This window comes from Aeromonas sp. 97A, assembly GCF_051919185.1.
In the GTDB taxonomy this organism is placed as follows: Bacteria; Pseudomonadota; Gammaproteobacteria; order Enterobacterales; family Aeromonadaceae; genus Aeromonas; species Aeromonas veronii.
Window position 1 is genome coordinate 1,716,964 of record NZ_JBQBFF010000001.1, and the last position, 22,135, is coordinate 1,739,098.

The 22,135-nt window shown below is 57.9% G+C and carries 19 protein-coding genes, 6 tRNA genes and 1 pseudogene; 19 read left to right on the top strand and 7 right to left on the bottom strand.

Annotation, left to right across the window (positions count from 1 at the left end; translation table 11 throughout):
- The first annotated feature begins 67 nt into the window (after positions 1–67).
- The 3 genes from ald (at position 68) to ACTG27_RS07635 (ending at position 3,629) form a co-directional block, all read left to right on the top strand.
- Positions 68–1,183: an alanine dehydrogenase gene (ald, locus tag ACTG27_RS07625; RefSeq protein WP_005337098.1), complete on the top strand. Its 1,116-nt coding sequence runs from the start codon at positions 68–70 to the stop codon at positions 1,181–1,183.
- Between the two features lie 185 nt (positions 1,184–1,368).
- On the top strand, positions 1,369–2,319 hold the full coding sequence (trxB, locus tag ACTG27_RS07630; RefSeq protein ID WP_439979431.1) for a thioredoxin-disulfide reductase: 951 nt from the start codon (positions 1,369–1,371) through the stop codon (positions 2,317–2,319).
- 62 nt (positions 2,320–2,381) lie between these two features.
- The gene (locus ACTG27_RS07635; RefSeq protein ID WP_005351207.1) at positions 2,382–3,629 is read left to right on the top strand and encodes a diguanylate cyclase; all 1,248 of its coding nucleotides are present in this window, start codon (positions 2,382–2,384) and stop codon (positions 3,627–3,629) included.
- Between the two features lie 108 nt (positions 3,630–3,737).
- Here the strand turns inward: ACTG27_RS07635 and ACTG27_RS07640 are convergent, their stop codons facing one another.
- The gene (locus ACTG27_RS07640; protein ID WP_005337104.1) at positions 3,738–4,208 is read right to left on the bottom strand and encodes a glycine zipper 2TM domain-containing protein; all 471 of its coding nucleotides are present in this window, start codon (positions 4,206–4,208) and stop codon (positions 3,738–3,740) included.
- A gap of 19 nt (positions 4,209–4,227) precedes the next feature.
- Between ACTG27_RS07640 and aat the strand changes: the two genes are divergently transcribed.
- The 3 genes from aat to infA all read left to right on the top strand — a co-directional run bounded on the left by aat (position 4,228) and on the right by infA (position 5,935).
- Positions 4,228–4,935 (top strand): leucyl/phenylalanyl-tRNA--protein transferase, encoded by a 708-nt coding sequence (aat, locus tag ACTG27_RS07645; protein ID WP_019445527.1) that lies wholly within the window; start codon positions 4,228–4,230, stop codon positions 4,933–4,935.
- Complete coding sequence (locus tag ACTG27_RS07650; RefSeq protein ID WP_127006603.1) at positions 4,932–5,648, top strand: arginyltransferase; 717 nt, start codon at positions 4,932–4,934, stop codon at positions 5,646–5,648. The genes aat and ACTG27_RS07650 overlap by 4 nt, the downstream gene beginning before the upstream one ends.
- A 68-nt stretch (positions 5,649–5,716) precedes the next feature.
- Complete coding sequence (infA, locus tag ACTG27_RS07655; protein WP_005300033.1) at positions 5,717–5,935, top strand: translation initiation factor IF-1; 219 nt, start codon at positions 5,717–5,719, stop codon at positions 5,933–5,935.
- Positions 5,936–6,003: 68 nt separating this feature from the next.
- Here the strand turns inward: infA and clpA are convergent, their stop codons facing one another.
- Positions 6,004–8,259, bottom strand: a complete 2,256-nt coding sequence (gene clpA / locus ACTG27_RS07660; protein WP_439979432.1) for an ATP-dependent Clp protease ATP-binding subunit ClpA — start codon at positions 8,257–8,259, stop codon at positions 6,004–6,006.
- A gap of 59 nt (positions 8,260–8,318) precedes the next feature.
- The gene (clpS, locus tag ACTG27_RS07665) at positions 8,319–8,636 is read right to left on the bottom strand and encodes an ATP-dependent Clp protease adapter ClpS (RefSeq protein ID WP_005337111.1); all 318 of its coding nucleotides are present in this window, start codon (positions 8,634–8,636) and stop codon (positions 8,319–8,321) included.
- Positions 8,637–8,865: 229 nt separating this feature from the next.
- Here clpS and cspD point away from each other — a divergent pair, with 229 nt between their 5' ends.
- The gene (cspD, locus tag ACTG27_RS07670; protein WP_005300025.1) at positions 8,866–9,084 is read left to right on the top strand and encodes a cold shock-like protein CspD; all 219 of its coding nucleotides are present in this window, start codon (positions 8,866–8,868) and stop codon (positions 9,082–9,084) included.
- A 117-nt stretch (positions 9,085–9,201) separates the two neighbouring features.
- Here cspD and folD read toward each other — a convergent pair whose 3' ends face one another.
- Positions 9,202–10,056: a bifunctional methylenetetrahydrofolate dehydrogenase/methenyltetrahydrofolate cyclohydrolase FolD gene (gene folD, locus ACTG27_RS07675; RefSeq protein ID WP_005337113.1), complete on the bottom strand. Its 855-nt coding sequence runs from the start codon at positions 10,054–10,056 to the stop codon at positions 9,202–9,204.
- 213 nt (positions 10,057–10,269) lie between these two features.
- On the opposite strand from folD, the gene ACTG27_RS07680 reads away from it, so the two are divergent.
- The 8 genes and pseudogenes from ACTG27_RS07680 (at position 10,270) to ACTG27_RS07715 (ending at position 16,633) form a co-directional block, all read left to right on the top strand.
- Positions 10,270–10,346 (top strand) — tRNA-Pro (locus ACTG27_RS07680).
- 37 nt (positions 10,347–10,383) lie between these two features.
- A tRNA-Arg gene (locus ACTG27_RS07685) sits at positions 10,384–10,460 on the top strand.
- Positions 10,461–10,512: 52 nt separating this feature from the next.
- A tRNA-His gene (locus ACTG27_RS07690) sits at positions 10,513–10,588 on the top strand.
- A 315-nt stretch (positions 10,589–10,903) separates the two neighbouring features.
- Positions 10,904–11,615 (top strand): annotated as a pseudogene (gene rstA / locus ACTG27_RS07695) (two-component system response regulator RstA).
- 21 nt (positions 11,616–11,636) lie between these two features.
- Positions 11,637–12,962 carry a two-component system sensor histidine kinase RstB gene (gene rstB / locus ACTG27_RS07700; protein WP_439979433.1) on the top strand — a complete coding sequence of 442 codons (1,326 nt, stop codon included), beginning with the start codon at positions 11,637–11,639 and terminating at the stop codon, positions 12,960–12,962.
- A gap of 54 nt (positions 12,963–13,016) precedes the next feature.
- Positions 13,017–13,199 (top strand): hypothetical protein, encoded by a 183-nt coding sequence (locus tag ACTG27_RS07705; protein WP_058057432.1) that lies wholly within the window; start codon positions 13,017–13,019, stop codon positions 13,197–13,199.
- Positions 13,200–13,349: 150 nt separating this feature from the next.
- Positions 13,350–15,899: a bifunctional lysylphosphatidylglycerol flippase/synthetase MprF gene (gene mprF / locus ACTG27_RS07710; protein WP_439979434.1), complete on the top strand. Its 2,550-nt coding sequence runs from the start codon at positions 13,350–13,352 to the stop codon at positions 15,897–15,899.
- Between the two features lie 11 nt (positions 15,900–15,910).
- Positions 15,911–16,633, top strand: coding sequence for an AcvB/VirJ family lysyl-phosphatidylglycerol hydrolase (locus ACTG27_RS07715; protein ID WP_439979435.1), 723 nt, complete (start codon positions 15,911–15,913; stop codon positions 16,631–16,633).
- A 293-nt stretch (positions 16,634–16,926) separates the two neighbouring features.
- On the opposite strand, the gene ACTG27_RS07720 is transcribed toward ACTG27_RS07715, so the two are convergent.
- Positions 16,927–17,014, bottom strand: a tRNA-Ser gene (locus ACTG27_RS07720).
- 183 nt (positions 17,015–17,197) lie between these two features.
- A complete protein-coding gene (gene dauA, locus ACTG27_RS07725) occupies positions 17,198–18,934 on the bottom strand; it encodes a C4-dicarboxylic acid transporter DauA (protein ID WP_439979436.1) in 1,737 nt (578 codons plus the stop codon).
- A 487-nt stretch (positions 18,935–19,421) separates the two neighbouring features.
- Here dauA and ACTG27_RS07730 point away from each other — a divergent pair.
- Together ACTG27_RS07730 and ACTG27_RS07735 are read left to right on the top strand one after the other, a co-directional pair.
- Positions 19,422–19,497 (top strand) — tRNA-Asn (locus tag ACTG27_RS07730).
- Positions 19,498–19,499: 2 nt separating this feature from the next.
- Positions 19,500–19,575 (top strand) — tRNA-Asn (locus ACTG27_RS07735).
- Positions 19,576–19,800: 225 nt separating this feature from the next.
- On the opposite strand, the gene ACTG27_RS07740 is transcribed toward ACTG27_RS07735, so the two are convergent.
- Entirely contained in the window at positions 19,801–20,790 is a 990-nt protein-coding gene (locus tag ACTG27_RS07740; RefSeq protein ID WP_439979437.1) for a DUF2860 family protein, read from the bottom strand.
- Between the two features lie 278 nt (positions 20,791–21,068).
- On the opposite strand from ACTG27_RS07740, the gene ACTG27_RS07745 reads away from it, so the two are divergent.
- The gene (locus tag ACTG27_RS07745; protein WP_005333692.1) at positions 21,069–21,554 is read left to right on the top strand and encodes a YqhA family protein; all 486 of its coding nucleotides are present in this window, start codon (positions 21,069–21,071) and stop codon (positions 21,552–21,554) included.
- Positions 21,555–21,682: 128 nt separating this feature from the next.
- Positions 21,683–22,132: a hypothetical protein gene (locus ACTG27_RS07750; protein ID WP_439979438.1), complete on the top strand. Its 450-nt coding sequence runs from the start codon at positions 21,683–21,685 to the stop codon at positions 22,130–22,132.
- The last annotated feature ends 3 nt before the right edge of the window (positions 22,133–22,135 follow it).

Sequence of the window (22,135 nt, forward strand, 5' to 3'; positions counted from 1 at the left end):
ATACTAGGCGCAAATGTTGGTTAACATTTTGGCAACATGAAACACCAATCTATAGACGAGGGATAGCATGATTATCGGTGTACCTAAAGAGATAAAAAACCATGAATACCGCGTAGGCATGGTTCCGGCCAGTGTACGTGAACTGACAGCACGAAACCATACTGTTTTCGTCCAAAGCGGTGCCGGAAACGGCATTGGCTTCAGCGATGCAGATTATATCGCTGTTGGAGCCGAAATTTTGGCCTCTGCAGCAGAGGTTTTCGCCAAAGCCGAGATGATCGTCAAGGTCAAGGAACCTCAGCCTGTCGAATGTGCCATGCTGCGTCCGGGTCAGACCCTGTTCACCTATCTGCATCTGGCGCCAGACTTGCCCCAGACCGAAGCCCTGCTGAAAAGCGGCGCCATCTGTATCGCCTATGAAACCGTCACCGACGGCCGTGGCGGCCTGCCCCTGCTGGCCCCCATGTCGGAAGTGGCCGGACGCATGTCTATTCAGGCGGGTGCCCAAGCGCTGGAAAAATCGCGCGGTGGTAGCGGTGTGCTGCTCGGCGGCGTACCCGGTGTCGAACCGGCCAAGGTGGTGATCATCGGTGGCGGCGTGGTCGGCTCCAATGCAGCCCGCATGGCCATTGGCCTGCGCGCGGATGTGACCATCCTCGATAACAACGTCGATACCCTGCGCCGTCTCGATAACGAGTTCCAGGGAGCGGCCAAAGTGGTCTACTCCAACAGCGAGACGCTGGAACGCCATCTGCTGGCGGCCGATCTGGTCATCGGCGGTGTGCTGGTACCGGGTGCCACTGCGCCAAAACTTGTCCGCCGTGACCACATTGCGCGCATGAAGCCGGGTTCTGCCATCGTCGATGTGGCCATCGATCAGGGCGGCTGTGTGGAAACCTCCCACGCCACCACCCACCAGGATCCGACCTATATTGTCGATGAGGTGGTGCACTACTGTGTCGCCAACATGCCGGGGGCGGTGGCCCGCACCTCGACCGTGGCGCTCAACAATGCCACCCTCCCCTTTATCATCAAGCTGGCCCAGCAAGGGTATCGTCAGGCACTGCTGAGCGATCCGAACCTGTTGCACGGGCTCAACGTGATGGAGGGCAAACTCACCTGCAAGGAAGTGGCCGTGGCACATGGCCTTGCCTACACGGATCCCCTGACCCTGCTGAACTGATCTGCGCTGGCCTGCGCCAGTTGGAGATGAGTGAAAATCCGCCCGCGATGGGCGGTTTTTTTATTCCTTTATTTTGCATGTCACCCCTTGTGAACACGATTAGTGCAATCGACTCACCAGCCTTTGACCCCGGATCACGAATTACCTACAATCGCGCAAACTCATCACATCCCGGAAATGACATCATGAGCCAAGTCACTCACAGCAAATTGCTGATCTTAGGGTCAGGCCCGGCCGGTTACACCGCGGCCGTCTACGCCGCCCGCGCCAACCTCAATCCCCTGCTCATCACCGGCATGCAGCAAGGGGGTCAGCTGACCACCACCACCGAAGTGGAAAACTGGCCAGGTGATCCGGAAGGGCTGACCGGCCCTGCCCTGATGGAGCGCATGAAAGAGCATGCAGAGAAGTTCGACACCCGCATCCTGTTTGATCACATCAACAGTGTCGAACTGACTCAGCGCCCGTTCCGCCTCAAGGGCGACAACGGCGAGTACACCTGCGATGCCCTGATCATCGCGACCGGCGCCTCCGCAAAGTATCTGGGTCTGCCCTCCGAAGAGGCCTTCAAGGGGCGCGGCGTCTCCGCCTGTGCCACCTGTGACGGTTTCTTCTACCGCAATCAGGAAGTGGCGGTGATTGGCGGCGGCAACACCGCAGTTGAAGAAACCTTGTATCTGGCCAACATCGCCAAGAAGGTGCACCTGATCCACCGCCGCGACGAGTTCCGTGCCGAGAAGATCCTGATCAAGCGTCTGCACGACAAGGTTGCGAACGGCAACATCGTGCTGCACACCCACCAGACCCTGGACGAAGTGCTGGGCGATCAGATGGGGGTCACCGGTGTGCGCCTGCGCAACACTCAGGACAACAGCACCAGCGAGCTGCCGCTGATGGGCGTCTTCATCGCCATCGGCCACCAGCCCAATACCCAGATCTTCGATGGCCAGCTGGAGATGCAAAACGGTTATCTGAAGGTACGTGGCGGCCTCGACGGTTTTGCCACCCAGACCAGCATTGAAGGTGTCTTCGCTGCCGGTGATGTGGCCGACCACAACTACCGTCAGGCGATCACCTCTGCCGGTACCGGCTGCATGGCTGCCCTTGATGCCGAACGCTACCTCGACGCGCAATAAACAAGCGCAGATGTGATATAAGGCATACCAGTCGGTATGCCTTTTTTATTTAAAGGAGTCTAATGAAACAGAAGATATTGATTGTCGAAGATAGCCTGACCATCCGCCGTATGCTGACTCAGGCCATTGCCCAGCAAACTGGCCTCGAGATTGACGCCTTCGATACCCTCGAAGGTGCCCGTCACTGTCGGGGAGAGGAGTATGTGGTCGCGCTGGTGGACTTGACCTTGCCGGATGCGCCCCGTGGCGAAGCGGTCAACGAGCTGCTGGCTCGAGGTTTGCCGGTGGTGATCCTCACTGCCGACATCAGCGAGGATAAACGTGCCGCCTGGCTGGAAACCGGCGTGCTGGACTATGTGATGAAGGATTCGCGCCACTCGCTGCAATATGCCGTCAGTCTGGTGCACCGCCTCTATCTCAACCAATCCATCGAAGTGCTGGTGGTCGACGACTCACGCACCTCCCGTCACCGCACCATGGCCCAGTTGCGCAAGCAGTTGTTGCAGGTGCATGAGGCCAGTCATGCCCGTGAAGCGATGGCGATGCTGGAGCAACACCCGGACATCCGGCTGGCACTGGTCGACTACTATATGCCGGATATCGATGGCATCAGTCTGGTGCGGATGCTGAGAGAGCGTTACAGCAAGCAGCAGCTCGCGATTATCGGGATCTCGGTCTCGGACAAGCGCGGTCTCTCTGCTCGCTACCTCAAGCAAGGCGCCAACGACTTTCTCAACCAGCCGTTCGAGCCGGAAGAGCTGCAGTGTCGGGTCAGCCACAATCTGGAGGCGCTCGAGCAGTTCAACAGCATTCAGGAGTCAGCCAATCGTGACTACCTGACCGGTCTCTACAACCGGCGCTACTGGTTCAACGAAGGGCAAAAATGGTTTGAAGAGCATCAGCGCCAGCAGACGCCTCTGGCACTTTGTGTGCTCGATGTGGATCACTTCAAGCAGGTCAACGATCACTGGGGCCATGCCATCGGCGATCAACTGCTCTGCCATCTGACCCGGCTACTGACCCAGTTCTTCCCCGATGCCATGATCGCCCGGTTTGGCGGAGAGGAGTTTGCCATGATGGTGCCTCACTGTACCGTCCCCGTGTTGATCAAGCGTCTTGAAGGGCTGCGTCAGCAGCTGCGCCAGCAACCCTTGTCACCGGAAACCCCGCTCTTTGTTCGCGCCAGTTACGGCGTGATCAGCGTCGGGCGGATATCCATGGACGAGGCGCTGAGCGTAGCGGATCGGCTGCTCTATCAGGCAAAGAACACCGGTCGCGACAAGATAGTCTCTCAAGAGACAGCTATCTGAATCCTCAGGGCATCAGTCCCGTGTATTACCGCCCGACAGACTTTCTAGCAGGAGAGTCTGCGGGTTCCTTTACTGCCACAGTCTCCCCATCACAATGACTATCGAAAGTCAGTAAGTCTTGTCGACCCGCACCCCATCATCGAAGTAGAGAATGCGCACCTTGTCCCCATTGGCAAAGACCATGGCGGGATCATAATCCTGGATCACGTTGATAAGGGCATTTTGCTCGTTGCGGATCAGCAGCTCCACCAGCTTGTTTTCCACCACGGTTCCCCCGGACTGGTATTGCTGCGCAGCCGCAGCCCCCGCGAGTGCGCCGACGGCGGTGGCGATTTCACGGCCATGACCGCCGCCAAACTGGTTGCCAAGCAGGCCGCCCAACACGGCACCACCCAGCGTCTTCCAGCCAGAGTGCTCTGACTCCAGGATCTGGCGCTGGGTAATATTGCGCACCGTTTCGACCTGACCAAACACCACCTGATTGACCGGCCGCGCGGTATTGCGCTGGTAAACCTCCGCCCCGGCGGGCGCCGTGACAAAGCAGAGCAAGCTGGATACTATCAGGATAATGGCCTTCATCTATGAACCTCGTTGCCTTATGTCTCGCTATCTTACCCAACTGGATGATGAGCTTTGCTGGTTTCCCGACCCCAGCCATGCGCTGGAAGAACCCAACGGCTTGCTGGCGATCGGCGGGGATCTCTCCCCTGCCAGATTGCTGGCAGCTTACCACAAGGGGATCTTCCCGTGGAATGAACCCCACCAACCGACCCTGTGGTGGTCACCGGATCCCCGCGGGGTGATCCGTCCCGACCAACTCCATGTGGGGCGGACACTGCAGAAGATTATCCGTCGAACCCCATTCGATATTTCCGTCAATCGCGCCTTTAATGAAGTCATTACCGCCTGCGCCGCCCCTCGTCGCACTGCCGATGGCACCTGGATCAGTCAACCCATGATCGAGGCCTACCAGCAGTTGCACCGGCTGGGTCATGCCCACTCTATCGAGATCTGGCAGGAGGGAGAGCTGCAAGCGGGACTGTATGGCCTCTCTATCGGCCGACTGTTTTGCGGTGAATCCATGTTCAGCCGGATTGATAACGGCGCCAAACTTGCCATGGTGGCACTCTGTCGCCACTTCGCACGCCATCGCGGCGCCCTCATCGATTGCCAGATGCAAAACCCGTTTCTGGCGACCCTGGGTATCGAGGAGTGGCCAAGGGCCCGTTTTCTGGCCGAGCTGGCACGCCTTGGGCATCAACCACTATTGGCTTCCTGCTGGCAAGAAGGGGAGATCAGCCTATGACTGAAGAAGTGATCCTTAAAGTAGGGCTGACTCCCAAGCATCCCTGCAGTTATCTGGACCATGAGCAGGAGCAATTGCTGGTACTGATGGATCACAATCTGCTCAACGCCAACGGCTACGAGCGATTGTTGACTGCCGGTTTTCGCCGCAGTGGCAACGACATCTATCGCCCCCACTGCCCGGCGTGCCATGCCTGCCAATCCCTTCGAATTCACAGCGAGCGCTTTCGTCCCAGCCGTGGCCAGAAGCGGATCCGCCAGCTCAACAAAGATATCGAGATCGTCCTGAGCTACGACGACAAGCCCGAGTATTACCTGCTCTACGAACGTTATATCCGCGAACGCCACCACGATGGCAGCATGTATCCCCCCAACCGCAGCCAGTATCGTGGGTTTCTCCATTGTGACTGGATGCCGCCGCTCTACCTGGAGATGCGCAAAGATGGCCGCCTTATCGGTGTCGCCACCACAGACCTGCTGCCCCACTCCTTGAGCGCCATGTACACCTTCTTCGATCCTGACTATGCCGATCGCTCCCTGGGCACTTTTGCCATCCTCTGCCAGCTCGATCTGGCCAGGCGAACCGGGCGAAGCTGGCTCTATCTTGGCTATCTGGTAGAGGCGTGTCGCAAGATGAATTACAAACGCAATTACCTCCCTCATGAGCTGTTAATTCAGGGGGAATGGAAAAATATCGACACCAAGCCCGAGTAAACTTTACACATAGCCTTAAATCCGGCATGATCCAGCGGTTTTTTGTTGTGGCTTATCAAGAGGATTCAATGGCTAAAGAAGACAGTATTGAGATGCAGGGCACTATTCTCGAAACCCTGCCCAATACCATGTTCCGTGTGGAACTGGAGAATGGTCACGTGGTTATCGCTCATATTTCAGGCAAGATGCGCAAAAACTACATTCGTATCCTGACTGGAGACAAAGTAACGGTAGCACTGACTCCCTACGATCTCTCCAAGGGACGTATTGTTTTCCGCTCTCGCTAAGCCAGGAATTCAGCAAAAAACCCCAACCTTTCGGTTGGGGTTTTTTGTCGTTTTCTGATCACTGATGCTTAGTGGGAAACAGCTTCAACATTGACCTGAAAATCAAAGCTGAGGCTGTCATTTACCAACTCAACCTTCACTACCCCCCCGTCAACCAGTGAACCAAACAGGATCTCGTTGGCCAGGGGCTTCTTGAGGTGCTCCTGGATCACCCGACCCATCGGTCTGGCGCCCATGGCTCTGTCATATCCCTTCTCTGCCAACCAGTGGCGGGCACGCTCTGACACCTCGAGAGAAACTCCCTTCGCATCCAGTTGAACCTGCAATTCGACAATGAACTTGTCGACCACCTGATGGATCACTGTCATATCCAGATGGTTGAACCAGATGGTGTGATCAAGCCGGTTGCGAAACTCCGGACTGAAGGTCTTGTTGATCACCGCCATGGCATCGTGGCTCAAATCCTGTTGCTGGAAGCCAATAGATTTGCGCTGAGTCTCCTGCACACCGGCGTTGGTAGTCATCACCAAAATGACGTTACGGAAATCCGCCTTGCGCCCGTTGTTGTCGGTCAAGGTGCCGTTGTCCATCACCTGCAACAGCAGATTGAATACGTCCGGGTGAGCTTTCTCAATTTCGTCAAGCAACACAACGGAATGAGGATGCTTGATCACCGCATCAGTCAACAGACCACCCTGCTCAAAACCAACATAGCCGGGAGGCGCACCAATCAGACGTGAGACGGTGTGACGCTCCATGTACTCGGACATATCAAAGCGCAGCATCTCGACACCCAATGCCTTGCCCAACTGCTGGGTCACCTCTGTTTTACCAACACCGGTAGGACCGGCAAACAGGAAGCAACCAACCGGGCGACGCTCGTTACCCAAACCTGAACGAGAGAGGCGAATCGCATCGGTCAGCACCTCGATGGCTTTATCCTGACCAAACACCACAATCTTCAGATTGCGCTCCAGGTTCTTCAGTACTTCTTTATCTGAAGAGGAGACTGATTTTTCCGGAATACGGGCGATCTTGGCCACAATGGACTCAATTTCCTGCACATTGATCACTTTCTTGCGCTTGCTCGCAGGCAGCAACCGTTGACCGGCGCCCGCCTCGTCGATCACATCGATCGCCTTGTCGGGTAAGTGACGATCATTGATGTACTTGGCAGAGAGCTCGGCAGCTGCCCGGATCGCCTTGGCGGTATAGCGCACGCCGTGGTGAGCTTCATAGCGACTCTTGAGGCCCATCAGGATGCGAGTGGTGTCATCGATAGTCGGCTCGACAATATCGATCTTCTGGAAGCGACGGGCCAACGCACGGTCTTTCTCGAAGATCTGGGCGTACTCCTGATAAGTGGTGGATCCCACACAGCGGAGCAAACCATTGGAGAGCAGCGGCTTGATCAGGTTGGCTGCATCCAGCTGACCACCGGATGCCGCACCGGCACCGATGATGGTATGGATCTCGTCGATAAAGAGGATGGCCCCTTCCTGACGCTCAATCTGCTTGAGCAGTACCTTGAGGCGCTTCTCGAAATCACCACGGTACTTGGTGCCCGCCAGCAGAGAACCCATATCCAGCGAATAGATGGTACTGCCCGCAATCACCTCGGGCACATCGCCTTTAACGATTCGATAGGCCAGACCTTCGGCAATGGCGGTTTTCCCCACACCCGCTTCACCCACCAGCAGCGGGTTGTTCTTGCGACGACGGCAGAGCACCTGAATGGTACGGTTGAGCTCCTGATCACGACCAATCAGCGGATCGATGCGCCCTTCCAGCACCAGCTGGTTCAGGTTGGTGGCAAAGCTCTCGATCTGGGCGGCCGAGACATCATCATCAGACTCGGGATTGTTATTGCTGCCGAGATCAGGCTTGCTGTCCTTGCGAACCCCGTGGGAGAGGAAATTGACGACGTCGAGACGGCTGATCTCGGCTTTTTTCAGGAAATAGGCAGCTTGTGACTCCTGCTCACTGAAGATAGCAACCAGCACGTTGGCGCCGCTGACTTCGGTATTGCCGGAGGATTGCACATGGAAGACGGCACGCTGCAACACGCGCTGGAAGCCCAGTGTCGGCTGGGTTTCCCGATCTTCATCATCGCGCGGTATGAGCGGAGTAGTTTGGGTGATAAATGCGCGGATCTCCTTGCGCATCTGCTCGACATCGGCACCACAGGAGCTCAGCGCCTCATGGGCTGAACTGTTATCCAGAAGGGCTAACAACAGGTGCTCGACGGTCATGAATTCGTGGCGCTCGTCACGGGCCAGTTTGAAAGCCTCGTTCAGCGTCTTTTCTAGATCTTTATTCAACATAGGCACCTCCCCTAGTACAGCTACAATGTGGTGTCACACTCGCCATCAAGTCATCAGATTCAAGCCTTTTCCATAGTACAGAGCAGTGGATGTTCGTTGTTACGTGCATAGGTGTTGACCTGGACAACCTTGGTTTCGGCAATCTCTGCGGTAAACATGCCGCAGACACCCTTACCACTATAATGCACACTCAGCATGACCTGAGTCGCCTTGTCCAAATCCATACCAAAGAACTTTTGCAGCACCTCCACCACGAACTCCATCGGGGTGTAGTCATCGTTGTTCAACACAACTTTATACATGGGTGGCGGCTGCAGCTTTGTTTTCTCTGCTTCTGCAATCTCTTCATTAGCAAAGAGTTCTTTCTGCTTGCTCATAATCGCGCTTTGGTACCTCTAGATTACTACCGTCTAACACAAGGTTGTCAATAGACTTGTTAACCAGATCACATCAGCTGTTAACAACTTCTTGACTCGCTCAAAAGTTAGACTAGATTGGTTACTTGCTAATCTGTGCCCGTCTGCTATGGGCCCATGTCCCTAGTTATAAAGGGCTGGCGCAGGTTACTCAACGACTTCTGGGTAATCAATAAAAGGATGTAGAAGTATGGCAACCGGCACAGTTAAGTGGTTTAACAACGCAAAAGGATTTGGGTTTATCTGTCCGGAAGGGGGCGGTGAGGATATATTCGCTCACTACTCCACGATTCAAATGGAGGGCTACAAGACCCTGAAAGCGGGTCAAGCTGTCAATTTTGAACTGCAACAGGGGCCGAAAGGAAATCACGCCTCTGTGATTGTGCCAAACGAAGCACAAAATATGTAAATAACACCCGTTGGATAAATAAAAAACCGGTTCCTCTCTGAGCAACCGGTTTTTTATTGTCAGATTTCTGGCGAATCCTGCCTCCTCACGGGATCACAGGGTTATCACCAGCCATGATCAGTCGTGATATTCACTGCAGGCGATCAGGGTATTTTCCATCAGGCTGGCGACCGTCATCGGGCCCACGCCACCGGGTACCGGAGTAATGAAGGAGGCATGGCTGCGCGCCGTCTCAAACTCCACATCCCCGACCAGCGAGCCATCAGCTAGGCGATTGATGCCCACATCGATTACCAGTGCCCCCGGTTTGATCCACTCGCCAGGAATGAAGTTGGGCTTGCCGACTGCGACAACCAGCAGATCGGCACGGCGAACCTGCTCTTCCAGATCCCGCGTAAAACGGTGACAGGTCGTGGTTGTGCAGCCCGCCAGCAACAATTCGAGGGTCATGGGACGCCCCACTATGTTGGACGCTCCCACCACAACCGCATGCAGACCATGTGTCTTCACGCCGGTGGTCTCGATCAGCGTCATGATCCCTTTCGGAGTGCAGGGGCGCAGCGCCGGAATACGTTGGGCCAGACGACCGACGTTATACGGGTGGAATCCATCTACATCCTTGTCAGGCTGGATCCGCTCCAACACCTGAGTGGTATCAAAGTGATCCGGCAACGGCAGCTGAACCAGAATGCCATCTACGTGGCTATCCGCATTCAACTGGTCGATCAGCGCCAGCAGCTCTTCCTGACTGGCGGTTGCACTCAGATCATAGGAGCGGGAGAGAAAACCCACCTCCTCGCACGCCCGACGTTTACTGCCGACATAAACCTGAGAGGCGGGATCCGCCCCCACCAGAATGACTGCCAGCCCTGGAGCCCGTTTCCCTGCCGCCAACCGCTGTTGGACTTGCGCCGCGACCTGGCTGCGAATCGTTTGCGCAACCTGTTTTCCATCTATGATTTTGGCAGACATCGTTCTCCACTCACCATGTGTTCAACTGCCGCGCATTGTCGCATTTTTTTAGCCGGGATGTTAGCGGCAGACGCACGCCATACCTGTAGCGGGCAATAAGTAGGCACTTGAATTTACTGGGGGAAAAAGTCGTTGACGCTGGCCCTTACGCTTGGCTATGATGCCCGCCCGTTGCCCAGTACGACTCATGTCGATATGCTGGTCAGGGATTTTCGGTGATTAGCGCAGTCCGGTAGCGCATCTGGTTTGGGACCAGAGGGTCAAAGGTTCGAATCCTTTATCACCGACCATGTTCATCGACTCGTCCTTAAGACGTGTTGATACAAAGCGCCCTTAGCTCAGTTGGATAGAGCAACGGCCTTCTAAGCCGTGGGTCGCAGGTTCGAATCCTGCAGGGCGCGCCATTGATATTCCCCAATTCTTCTGGATTGGCGAGCGTTGATGAAAATTTCAGTGGTGGCTGTAGCTCAGTTGGTAGAGTCCCGGATTGTGATTCCGGTTGTCGTGGGTTCGAGCCCCATCAGCCACCCCATTATTCTGTCGATAATCGCCGTAAGGTGATGTCCATCGACTTGGTGCAGTGACCTTCTGGTATGCTCCGCGAAAAACCGGCCTTGGCCGGTTTTTTGTTTTGCGCTCGACTGTGCCATGCCTTGTCTGCAAGGCCATCATCCTCCAGATCGATAAACGCGGCTCCGCCCATTTGTCACGATTCGCGCCTCCTCATCGATACACACCGCCACTCTCCCCCACACATCAGCCAGCCCGGTTCTTTTTCTGTATTTCCCAAGCGCCATTGATATGCTGATCGCTCTTCTTCTCTCCTGCTTCCCGTTGGAGCTTTTCTATGCAACGCATTCTTTTTGTCGAAGATGATCCCGAGATTGGCCAGCTCATCAGCAGTTGGCTCGGCCGCCACGATATGGAAGTGATCCTCGAGCCCAGAGGAGACATGGCGCTGGCCCGGGTCGAGGCCGAACAGCCCGATCTGGTGCTGCTGCGATATCATGTTGCCGGGGCAGGATGGCATGTCCCTCTGTCGGGATCTGCGGCCGCGCTTCGACGGCCCCATCGTAATGCTCACCTCGCTGGACAGCGATATGAACCAGATCCTGAGTCTGGAACTGGGCGCCAACGACTACATCCTTAAAACCACCCCGCCCCCCGTGCTACTGGCCCGACTTCGGGTGCAGTTTCGCCAACACCAGCAAACATCAACCCAACCGGCCGCCACCAGCAGCGTTCCCCAGCAGCTGCAATTTGGTCGGCTCCGGGTGGATGGCCCGGGGCGAGATGTGCGGCTCGATGGCGAGAGCATTGCTCTCTCGACCGCCGACTTTGATCTGCTGTGGGAGCTCGCCTGCCACGCGGGCCAAATCTTGAGTCGGGAAGCCCTCTTTCGCAGCTTGCGCGGCCGGGAGTACGACGGTCAGGATCGCAGCATGGATGTGGCCATCTCCCGCCTGCGCCGCAAACTGGGTGATAACCCCGACAACCCGACCCGGATCAAGACGGTGCGCCAGAAAGGCTACCTCTTCGTCCCCCACGCCTGGGAATAACCCTCTTTCGGGAGCACCGCCATGCGCCGTCTCTTTATCCAATTCTATCTGTTGCTGATCGGCTGCTTCACCCTGGCCATCCTGCTGGTGGGTGTGGTCTATCAGGTGACCGCCGAACGGGCGGGTGATCGCTATCTCGAACGCATGATGCAGGGCTCTCTTGGCCTGTTGACCGGCGAGTTGGCAAGAACCCCGCCAGAGCGCTGGCCCGATCGGCTGGCCGAGCAGAGCAGTCAGTTTACCCTCCCCCTCAGGATCGGCGAGCTGGTGCGCCAGCCCCTGGCCAGCGAGGATCAAGCCTTTCTGGCCGCCGGCAACATTGTCATCGTCGAGGAGGATGACACCTTCCTGCAACGCATCCCCGATACCGATCGGGTGCTGATTGTCGGCCCGGTTCCCTATCTCTCCTACCTGCACGAGCTGCACTGGGTCGATGTGGGCCTGCTGCTGGTGATCGGCCTATCCCTCGGCCTGCCCATCCTTCTGTGGCTACGTCCCCACTGGCGCGGCTTGCAACAGTTGGAGCAGACCGCACGTCGCGTAGGCGATGGGGATCTCTCCTGCCGAACCAATCTGCCACCGGGCAGCAGTCTGGCCCGGGTGGGACGCACCTTCGATCAAATGGCGACCCAATTGCAGGCCATGATTGCCAGCCGCAAGCAACTGACCGATGCCATCGCCCACGAGTTGCGCACCCCGCTGGTCCGGTTGCGCTATCGGCTTGCCATGCTCGATCCTGCCCCTGCCGAGCAGGAGCAGCAGGCGCTGGAGCGAGATCTGGGAGCGCTGGACGCCCTGATCGAAGAGATGCTCACTTACGCCAAGCTGGATAGACCCGAACTGCCGCTGCAGCAGGACGAGCTGGAGCTCAGCAACTGGGCACAAGCGCATCTCGGCGACTGGCAAGCGCTGGCCCCCGAAAAGAAGCTCACCCTCGATCTGCCGCCACGTCACATGCCCTGGTGCGGCGATCAGCGTCTACTGACGCGCGCGGTGGAGAACCTGATCGGCAATGCTCTGCGCTACGCCGAGAGCGAGGTCACCCTCTCCATCTCGCGGCTACAGGAGAACTATCTGCTGGAGGTTAGCGACGATGGGCCGGGGATCGATCCCGCGCTGGCGCCCCAGATCTTCGAGCCGTTCGTACGCCTTGATCAGAGCCGGGATCGTCGCACCGGCGGCACCGGGTTGGGGCTGGCCATCGTGCGCAGCATTGCCCGTCATCACGGGGGGGATGTGGCGTTGCTGGCCAGTGACCACGGCGCCCGCTTCTGCCTCACCCTGCCTGTACATTTGGATACAAACCGTCACCAACCGCTCACTGAAGGGCCGCTGCAACCGTCATAGGATGACTGTCATGGAGAACGCTCCATACCATCAACCCGAATAAGGAAATTGAACATGAAAAAGATCATTCCTCTGACCCTGGCAGCCGTCTTCGCCCTCACTTCCGGTTTCACCATGGCGGCCACCCCGACCAAGACAGCCACACCGCAGACTACCCAGACCAAGGTGGTGAAAAAACACCATAAAGCCACCCACGCCAAGACCCCGACCGTCAAAGTCGCGCCGAAAACCAAGTGATCCAACCGGTCACTGGATAACACAGAGGGAGGCTGACGCCTCCCTTTCCATCTCTTCCCGAAATTATCCTGACGAGCGCCTCCCTCGTCCAAACCGGATCCACGACCCAGCCCCTTTGCGGGAAACGGTCAATGACCACAGGAACATGGCATGTGGCGTCATCTGCTTAAATGGCTCGGCCCCTTGTGCAGCTTGCTGCTGCTCGGCACCGCACTGACCGTGCTGTATCACCTGACTCAGGCATGGCACTGGCACGATATTCGTGTGGCCATCTGGTCCCAACCCCTGCTGCGACTGGCGGGCGCCCTGTTGCTGACCCTGCTCAGTTATGGTTGCCTCTGCAGCTATGACATGCTGGCGCTCCATGCGCTGGGCAAGCGCCTTCCCTGGCAACAGGTCAGCATCACCTCCTTTATCGCCTACACCTTCTCCAACACCCTGGGATTTGCCCTGCTGACCGGCACCTCGGTACGCTATCGGCTCTACTCAGCTCTCGGTCTGGCGACCGGTGAGGTAGCCCGAGTGGTGCTGTTCTGCTCCATCACCTTTTTCCTCGGCCTGCTGGCGTGGGGAGGTGGCGCCCTACTGACCTGCGATGTATCACAGCTGCTGCCTGACTGGCCGCAGTGGGCAGATACCCTGCTCAGGCTGGCGGGCGTCATGGCACTGCTGTTGGTCACCTGCTACCTCTGCTGGCCCGCCCCACGTCTCTCTTTGCGGAAACACACCCTGACCCTGCCGGGCTTTCGGATACGTCTGTTGCAACTGCTGGTCGCGCTGGCCGACTGGATGGCCGCCGCTGCCGTGCTGTTTGTGCTGCTGCCTGCAGATAGCGTTCCCTACCCTGTGCTGCTCAGTGCCTTCGTGCTGGCCAGCTTCCTCGGGGTACTGGCCCACGTGCCGGGAGGGATCGGCGTGTTCGAAGCGAGTATGAGCCTGCTGCTGGCCCACTACCTGCCAACCGACAAGCTGCTCGCCTCGCTGCTGCTCTATCGCTGCATCTATTATCTGCTTCCCTTTCTCTGTGCCCTGCTGCTCTTTGCGAGTCAGGAGATGCTGCAACAAAAAGCGCGCTGGCAGCTGCTACAGGGGCTGATGAGCGCAGTACGCGAATTTCTGCCCGCCCTTATCAGCATGGGAACCTTCGCCGCCGGTAGCCTGCTGCTCTGCTCGGGCATGATCCCGACCATGCGCAGCCACATCGAAGTGTGGCTGCAGGTGCTGCCGCTCCATCTGCTCGAGCTCTCCCACGTGCTCGGCAGCGTGAGCGGTATCCTCCTGATCCTGCTGGCGCGCAGCCTCTATCGCCGTCACGACGCCGCGTTTCGCATCACCCAGCTGCTGCTGGCTCTGGGGATCGCCTTCTCCCTGCTCAAGGGGGGGGACTGGGAGTCAGCCCTGCTGCTCGGCAGCTTCCTGCTCATCATGACCCCCTGCCGCTCACTCTTCTATCGCAAGGGGTCGCTGCTCTATCCCCAGTACACTCCGGGCTGGCTCATTTCGGTCGGCGCCGTGCTGCTGGGAGCTCTGTGGCTGCTGCTCTTCTCCTACCGTCAGGTGGAGTATGACCACGCCCTCTGGTTCCACTTCTCGCCCCACGGCGGGGCGGCCCGCGGCCTGCGCGCCATGGGGAGCGTGGTGGCCGTGCTAGCCGTGGCCGGGGTTGCCCAGCTGCTTGCACCGCTGCGCGTGGTCGGTGAAAAGCCGGACAAGGAAGCGCTGGCGCGCGCTCACGAGCTGGTGGTGCGCGAAGGGGGGCTCCACGGTTATCTGGCCCAGCTGCAGGACAAGTCCCTGTTGTTCCACCCCGCCGGTGACGCCTTCCTGATGTATGGCATCGAGGGCAACAGCTGGATTGTAATGGGGGATCCGGTCGGTCGCCCCGAGCAGATCGAAGAGCTGCTCTGGCAATTTCGCGAGCGGTGCGACGAGCACGACGCCAACCCGGTCTTTTATCAGGTCTCGGCCCGCTATCTGCCGCTCTATCTGGAGCTCGGGCTGATCCCCTTCAAGCTCGGTGAAGAGGCGATGGTCGATCTGGCTACCTTCGATCTGGCGGGCAGTCGGTTGCGCAACCTGCGCCAGAGCCACGCCAAGGGCAAACGGGAAGGGTTGACCTTCGAGGTGGTCGAGGCGAGCGCCGTGGCTCCCCTGCTGCCCAGATTGCAGACCGTCTCAGATACCTGGCTGCAGAGCAAAATGGGCAAGGAGAAGGGGTTTTCGGTCGGCCGCTTCGAGCCTGACTACCTGACCTTGAGCCCGGCTGCACTGGTGTGGCACGAGGGGCAGATTGTCGGCTTTGCCAACCTCTGGGTGAGCGATAACAAGGAGATGCTCTCCATCGATCTGATGCGTTACAGCCTGGATACCGGCACCGCCCCCATCATGGATTTTCTCTTTGTCGAGCTGCTGCTGTGGGGCAAGGCGCAAGGGTACGCCAGCTTCAATTTGGGGATGGCCCCCATGTCCGGCTTCAACGATCACCCGCTCGGCAGCTACTGGGCCCGCCTTGGCAATACCCTGTTTGTGCGCGGCAGCCGCTTTTACAACTTCCAGGGGCTCAGACGCTACAAGGAGAAATTTTCGCCCCGCTGGGAACCCCGCTACCTGCTCTGCAGCAGCAAGCTGGTACTGCCCAGAACCCTGACTCACCTGATCACCCTGATTAGCCGCGGCCCGCTGGGGCTGATCAAGAAATAGGAGCATGGCCAATGAGAGCCTTGATATTGCTGTTACTCAGTCTCGTACTGCCCGTTTCATCTTTTGCGGCGCACGCCGCCCCGGTCAAGGATGACCTGAGCCTGATTGAGCTGCCGGTCAAGCAGCCCTCCGACGCCCCCATGGTGATCTTTCTCAGCGGCGATGGTGGCTGGGCAGCCCTCGACAAGGGGTTGAGCACCCAGTTTCAGCTGCACGGCATGCCGGTCGTGGGCTGGAGCTCCCTCACCTACTACTGGAAGAAAAAAAACCCGGAGCAGGTGACCGCCGATCTGGAGCGGATCCTCGATGATTACCAGACTCGCTGGCAGCGCCCCCGCTGGCTGCTGGTAGGCTTCTCGTTTGGTGCCGAGATTGTCCCCTTCGTCATCAACCGGTTGCCGGAGCACTATCGTCAGGGACTGGTCGGGGCCGTGATGCTCTCCCCCTCCACCAGCTCGGATTTCGAGATCCACGTCAGCGACATGCTGACCCACAAGACGCGCAGCTATCCGACCGAGCCGCAGGTGAAAACCATCCGGGATCTGCCGATGCTCTGCCTGCAAGGTGCCGATGACGATGACGACGACCGCCTCTGCCCCCGTCTCAACCAACCCAACGTCACGACCGTCACCCTGCCGGGAGGACACCATTTTGACGATAACTACCCCCAGCTCTATCAGGCCATCACCAAGCATCTGAACCTGCCCCCGGATCCGCTGACTGTGGAGCATTAATCGGTATCACCACGGAATGCCTTTCAAGTGCCGAGCAGGGCAAATCAGCGAGCAATGAAAAGGGCCTCTCTTGCGAGAGGCCCTTGTACTGAATCGGGCGGAAACTTTAAAAGGAGCGACCAATGGGCTGGCCGTGGCGTCAAGGTCACCGAGGCTTTTCACTGCGATTGCCCAAGCGGTTCAGCCAGATGCTGGGCTATTAAGAATGAAGATTTGCAGTCCTATGCTGACAACCGCTCGGGATTTAGCCAGAAAGCAAAAAGCCCTGATGTTTCCATCAGGGCTTTGCAATGTGGCGGTGAGGGAGGGATTCGAACCCTCGATACGTTGCCGTATACACACTTTCCAGGCGTGCTCCTTCAGCCACTCGGACACCTCACCAAATTTTTGCTCACTGCTTTATGTGCTTGAGCTGCACATTCGCTTGCGAACCATGCCGCGGCGACGGGGCGTAATGTAAGGGATACGATGGCTTTTGGTCAATGCAATTTTTTACTTTTTGCGTTCGTTTGCTCAATATCCGAACTAAGTGACCAAAAATATGCCGTTTCGTATCCCTTTCAATCAATTTACTGCCGCTTCGTGCAAATGTTCACCTTTGAGCGCCTCTTCCAGCGAGCCGTAAAACTCCAGCTTGCCGGGCTGCGGCCGCACCTTGGCCCGTGCCAGGGTCTTGAGCGGTTGGAACTGCAACTCGGCCACCCGCAACTCGACACCGGCTTTGGCCATCTGCTTGCCAAAGTGGAGGAAGGCAGACAGGCCGCCCGCATCGAGGATGGAAACCGCCTCCATCTGCAACACCAGCACCTTGTGCCCTTTCACTTGCGCTTCCAGCTCGGCAAAGACCCGTTCGGCCGCTGCGAAGAAGAGCGGGCCGTTGATCTTGTAGAGCAGGCCGTTGTCCGGCACCTCGTGGGCATAGCGCTTGTGCTCAGCCAAATCGTGCAGTTTGGTCATCTTGGCGATTTCGCGCATAAAGAGCAGGGACGCCAAGATCACCCCGAAGGTGATGGCGATGACCATGTCGAAGATAACGGTGAGCGACAGGCAGACCAGCAGCACCAGCACATCGGATTTGGGCGCGCGGCGGATCAGCTCCACCACCTTGTGCGCTTCACTCATGTTCCAGGCCACGATGAGCAGCAAGGCAGCCATGGCCGAGAGCGGCAACCAGGAGAGCCAGGGGGCCAGCACCAGAATGGCGGCCAGCACCACCAGCGCATGGACGATCCCCGAGATGGGGGACGTAGCGCCGGCACGCACGTTGGCGGCAGAGCGGGCGATGGCGGCGGTAGCGGTAATGCCGCCAAAGAAGGGAGCGAAGATGTTGCCAAGCCCCTGCCCTACCAGCTCGGCGTTGGAGCTGTGTTTGCGACCGGTCATCCCATCGAGCACCACGGCGCAGAGCAGCGACTCGATCGCCCCCAGCATTGCCATGGAGAAGGCGGCAGGCAGCAGCCGCTCAACAGCCGCCAGGTTCCATTCAACCGGCAAACCATCCGGTCCGGGCAAGGCCCAGGGCATCACCAGGGTCGGAGCGATGGGCGGGATCCCCATCCCTTGAGTGCCATCGGCCAGGGTATAGCTGAACTTGCTGCCGATGGTGGCCACATCCACCCCGAAGTAATGGAGGCCAAAACCCAGACCCACCCCGACCAGCACCGCGGGCAAGTGGCCGGGCACAGGCAGACGCAGGTGCGGCCAGAGCAGCAGCACGGCCAGCGTTGCGACCCCCACCAGGGTATCGCCCCACTGCCAGCTTGGCAGGGCGGCGGCCAGCGCCTCGACCTTGCCCAGATAGGTTTCCGGCATCTCGGGCACGCTCAGGCCGAAGAAGTCCTTGATCTGCAAGGTGGCGATCACGATGGCGATACCACCGGTAAAGCCCAGCGTCACTGACGGAGGAATGTACTCGATAAGGCGGCCAAGACGGGCCATCCCCATCGCCACCAGAAAGAGGCCGGAGATGAGCGTTGCCATCAACAGACCACCGACCCCGAACTGCTGGGCGACCGGATAGAGGATCACCACAAAGGCAGCGGTCGGGCCGGAGATGGAGTAACGGGAACCACCGGTCACGGCGATCACGATACCGGCGATGATGGCGGTATAGAGACCGTGTTGCGGCGGTACACCGCTGGCAATGGCCAGCGCCATGGCGAGCGGGATGGCGATGATGCCCACCGTCACACCGGCAATAAGATCACGGCCGAAGCGGGCCATGCTATAGGGTTCATCAATACAGGACTGGCGTAAGGCTATGGCGAGCTTCACGCTATTTAAAGAGGCTTGCTTGTGCATGTATATCGTAATACCAGAAGAGGGAGATAAAGGCCGGAGAGATCCGGCGCCCGATCATCATCAAGGGCCGGCAGGGCTGTCGACGCGGCGATGGTATCCTGCGTAACCTTACTCCAGACGGGCCATTTTTTCGATGGGCAGGATCAATGAAACGCGCGCTCACCCATTATTTGGCCTATTTGCCGCCAAATCGCCGATCTTGACTCCAGCTCTCCCCCTTTTAGCCACAAAGATTACCATTTGAGCCTCACCAGATTGCCAGCACGTTCGCGACATCATGCTGGCATCATCAGGTTGATGCGAACCGAACCAATGCCCCCTGGGCCGGTTGGGGGCGGTGATGGCAAGAGACTGATTGTGCTGAAAATAAACCACAAAGCGCAACTTTTGGGCAAACAGTCCGAAAATCCGGTTTTCGGGAAATTCGCGGGTTGACACCCGCCGCCCTGGTCATTAATATTCGCCCCGTCTTAACGAGACAGGCAATTCCTCCTTAGTTCAGTCGGTAGAACGGCGGACTGTTAATCCGTATGTCACTGGTTCAAGTCCAGTAGGAGGAGCCAATTCCCTCGTAGTTCAGTCGGTAGAACGGCGGACTGTTAATCCGTATGTCACAGGTTCAAGTCCTGTCGAGGGAGCCAAATTCTAAAGCCCAGCCTTTTGGCTGGGCTTTTTCGTATCTGCTGTTCGCCCCCTTCCCTGTCACGCGCGCCCTTCAAATGCCCTCTGTCATAACGTCTCTTGTCTGCATGTGATGACCAACCTGCATACAGCTTGAATTGTCTATTGAGCTCCATCCCATAAACAATAGAGCTGGATTGACCAGCCCCTGTGTGTGTACCTCATCTCACTGCCGGATGCCGGGATCAGAAACGGTAGAGCAGACCCGTGGTGATGCTGGTGGCGCGAATATCGTAAAAGTCGATCCCGGAGTCTGCATTGGCGTAGCTGGCGCTCAGGAGTGCAGAGAGCGGCGCAATGCCAAACAGCTGGTGCCAGAAGAGGGTGGCATCGATAGCCATGTCGCGGCTGTCGGCACACAGGCCAAACAGCGGATTGGCCTCGTCATAGTCGCGCTTGCCCAGATAGAGGTTGCTGACGAACGACCAGCGAGGCGAGGTTTTGGCGTAGGTGAGCTGCAACCCCTTGCTCACATAAGACTCGGCACTGCCCGCCAGATCAGCCTTCTCATAGCGCAATGCTGGCTCGAGGAACTGATCGTCTGTTAGCCGGAACTGGTAGGAGACCTCGGCGGAGTTGACCCGGCCATTGCGATCCAGCATCCCCATCACAGCGCGACCATATTGCTCGCCGCTGGACTCCCCATCCACCTTGACGTCGCGGCTGGTGATGCTGCCACTGAGCGCACTGCCCCAGATGTTGTCCCACGCCAGACGGGCGCCGCGGGATCGCACGTCACTCTGCTCGCGTTCCACACCCACAGCAAAGGGATCGCGCCAGACCTTGACCGGGGTGGCATTGAACACCAGCGAACCGGCCACGATCCCCTTGTCCCCCAGTTGCTGGCGCAGCCCGAACTGCTGGGTACCGTCGCCACGAATGGCATCCTGAATGAGGTTGCCCAGGAACAGCTGGCTACCGGTGGAGGCAAAGGTGTAGCGCAGATCCCCGTTGATCACCGGATCAAGGTGGCGCTGCTGCGCCGCAGCACTCAAAGCGTCAATACGCTCGCTACCTGCACTCCCCGTGGCAAAATTGGACTTGGTCTCGCCAACGCTGGCTCCCGCCAGCACACTGCCGGAAAAGCCAGATTCCTCAGGAATGGCACCCAGAGCTTCAGCCTGAACCCCGCTTGCAACCAGCATCCCCATACTCAACAGCAGACCAATACGCATCGCAACACTCCTGGCAAGCGGCCACTCTCGGTGGGCCGAGCCTGATAAATAGGAGGGAGACAGTCGCCCCCCTGAATTGAGAAGCGGCATGTTACGGCAGGGAAAAATCACAAATAAGACAGCGGGATGCGGTTTTATTTTTTATGATGGCTTTTTATTTTTTTATAGGCGCAAGCAGGGGGCGACCCGGCATAATGAGCCCCCACAGCCTTGCAACGCTGCGGGCTGCTCGCGCCATACTCACTCTATTTAGCCCTGTTCCCAACATCGGAGTTCTCATGCGTCGATTCAATTTCATGCTCAATGGCAGCAGATTGATGATGTTCCCCTTCTACATTGGCATCCTCATCTGCGTGGTATTGCTGATGGTGAAATTTGCCATGCAGCTCTATCAGCTTTCTGTAAACATTTTCGAGATCCCCTATCTGGATCTCATTACCGGCGTGCTGACCCTGGTGGACTTTATACTGGTGGCCCAGATGCTGATCCTGGTCGCCATCTGTGGCTATGTGCAATTTATCCAGACGGAAGAGCAGCGCGCCTCCCTTAGCAGCAACTGGCTTAGCAAGATCAACTTTGCCTCCCTCAAGCTCATCGTCATTAACTCGCTGGTGACCATCGCCGGAGTGGAGGTGCTCAAGGCGTTTCTCGAAGATGGCATCATCAACGAAGTCGATATGAAGTGGTCCGTGGTGGTGTTTCTCGCCTTCTCGCTGGCCGCGCTCATCTATGCGGTGACCGAGCGGATGGCGGAGCATAAATAGTCGAGTTTGATCACTGTGCTTGTTCAGCCTTGATTCACCAGCAATACAATTGATAACACTTTTCATTACTCTTACTGCGTTATAAACTTGCTCCCCCCGGGCTGCCCCGCCCGGGTGCTGGAGCCTTTATGACAAGCCTTTCTCTCTCACCCCGACAATTCTGGCAGTGGCTGGCCTACCACCATCAGGCCGCCGAGGGCACCCTCTATCTGATGTTCTTCTCCGGCCTGCTGCTGTGGGAGCCGCTGACCCCGCTCTGGTCGCTGGCACGCTGGAATCTGTTTTTCCATGTGATGCTCTCGCTCACCCTGTTTCCCCTGCTGTTTGGCGCCTTCTGGCTCTCCCACCGCAGCTTGTTGAACCGCAGCAACAAACCCTTTTTACGCACCACAGGGCGGATTATCGAAGCCCTGCTGCTGATCTGTCTGGCCAGCGGCATGCTGCTGGTGCTGCACGGCACCCCGGGCGATGCCATGGGCAACCTCGCCAGCTGGGCCCACTGGTTGAGCGCGTTGGCGTTAACTCCTCTGGTGCTACGCCACGCCTGGCGCTGGACCATCTTGAAATGGCGCTCCTGATCC

Bases quoted from the DNA above. Each gene is read 5' to 3' on its own strand.
- ald (WP_005337098.1), top strand. From the start codon at position 68: ATGATTATCGGTGTACCTAAAGAGATAAAAAACCATGAATACCGCGTA.
- trxB (WP_439979431.1), top strand. From the start codon at position 1,369: ATGAGCCAAGTCACTCACAGCAAATTGCTGATCTTAGGGTCAGGCCCG.
- ACTG27_RS07635 (WP_005351207.1), top strand. From the start codon at position 2,382: ATGAAACAGAAGATATTGATTGTCGAAGATAGCCTGACCATCCGCCGT.
- ACTG27_RS07640 (WP_005337104.1), bottom strand. From the start codon at position 4,208: ATGAAGGCCATTATCCTGATAGTATCCAGCTTGCTCTGCTTTGTCACG.
- aat (WP_019445527.1), top strand. From the start codon at position 4,228: ATGTCTCGCTATCTTACCCAACTGGATGATGAGCTTTGCTGGTTTCCC.
- ACTG27_RS07650 (WP_127006603.1), top strand. From the start codon at position 4,932: ATGACTGAAGAAGTGATCCTTAAAGTAGGGCTGACTCCCAAGCATCCC.
- infA (WP_005300033.1), top strand. From the start codon at position 5,717: ATGGCTAAAGAAGACAGTATTGAGATGCAGGGCACTATTCTCGAAACC.
- clpA (WP_439979432.1), bottom strand. From the start codon at position 8,259: ATGTTGAATAAAGATCTAGAAAAGACGCTGAACGAGGCTTTCAAACTG.
- clpS (WP_005337111.1), bottom strand. From the start codon at position 8,636: ATGAGCAAGCAGAAAGAACTCTTTGCTAATGAAGAGATTGCAGAAGCA.
- cspD (WP_005300025.1), top strand. From the start codon at position 8,866: ATGGCAACCGGCACAGTTAAGTGGTTTAACAACGCAAAAGGATTTGGG.
- folD (WP_005337113.1), bottom strand. From the start codon at position 10,056: ATGTCTGCCAAAATCATAGATGGAAAACAGGTTGCGCAAACGATTCGC.
- rstB (WP_439979433.1), top strand. From the start codon at position 11,637: ATGCGCCGTCTCTTTATCCAATTCTATCTGTTGCTGATCGGCTGCTTC.
- ACTG27_RS07705 (WP_058057432.1), top strand. From the start codon at position 13,017: ATGAAAAAGATCATTCCTCTGACCCTGGCAGCCGTCTTCGCCCTCACT.
- mprF (WP_439979434.1), top strand. From the start codon at position 13,350: ATGTGGCGTCATCTGCTTAAATGGCTCGGCCCCTTGTGCAGCTTGCTG.
- ACTG27_RS07715 (WP_439979435.1), top strand. From the start codon at position 15,911: ATGAGAGCCTTGATATTGCTGTTACTCAGTCTCGTACTGCCCGTTTCA.
- dauA (WP_439979436.1), bottom strand. From the start codon at position 18,934: ATGCACAAGCAAGCCTCTTTAAATAGCGTGAAGCTCGCCATAGCCTTA.
- ACTG27_RS07740 (WP_439979437.1), bottom strand. From the start codon at position 20,790: ATGCGTATTGGTCTGCTGTTGAGTATGGGGATGCTGGTTGCAAGCGGG.
- ACTG27_RS07745 (WP_005333692.1), top strand. From the start codon at position 21,069: ATGCGTCGATTCAATTTCATGCTCAATGGCAGCAGATTGATGATGTTC.
- ACTG27_RS07750 (WP_439979438.1), top strand. From the start codon at position 21,683: ATGACAAGCCTTTCTCTCTCACCCCGACAATTCTGGCAGTGGCTGGCC.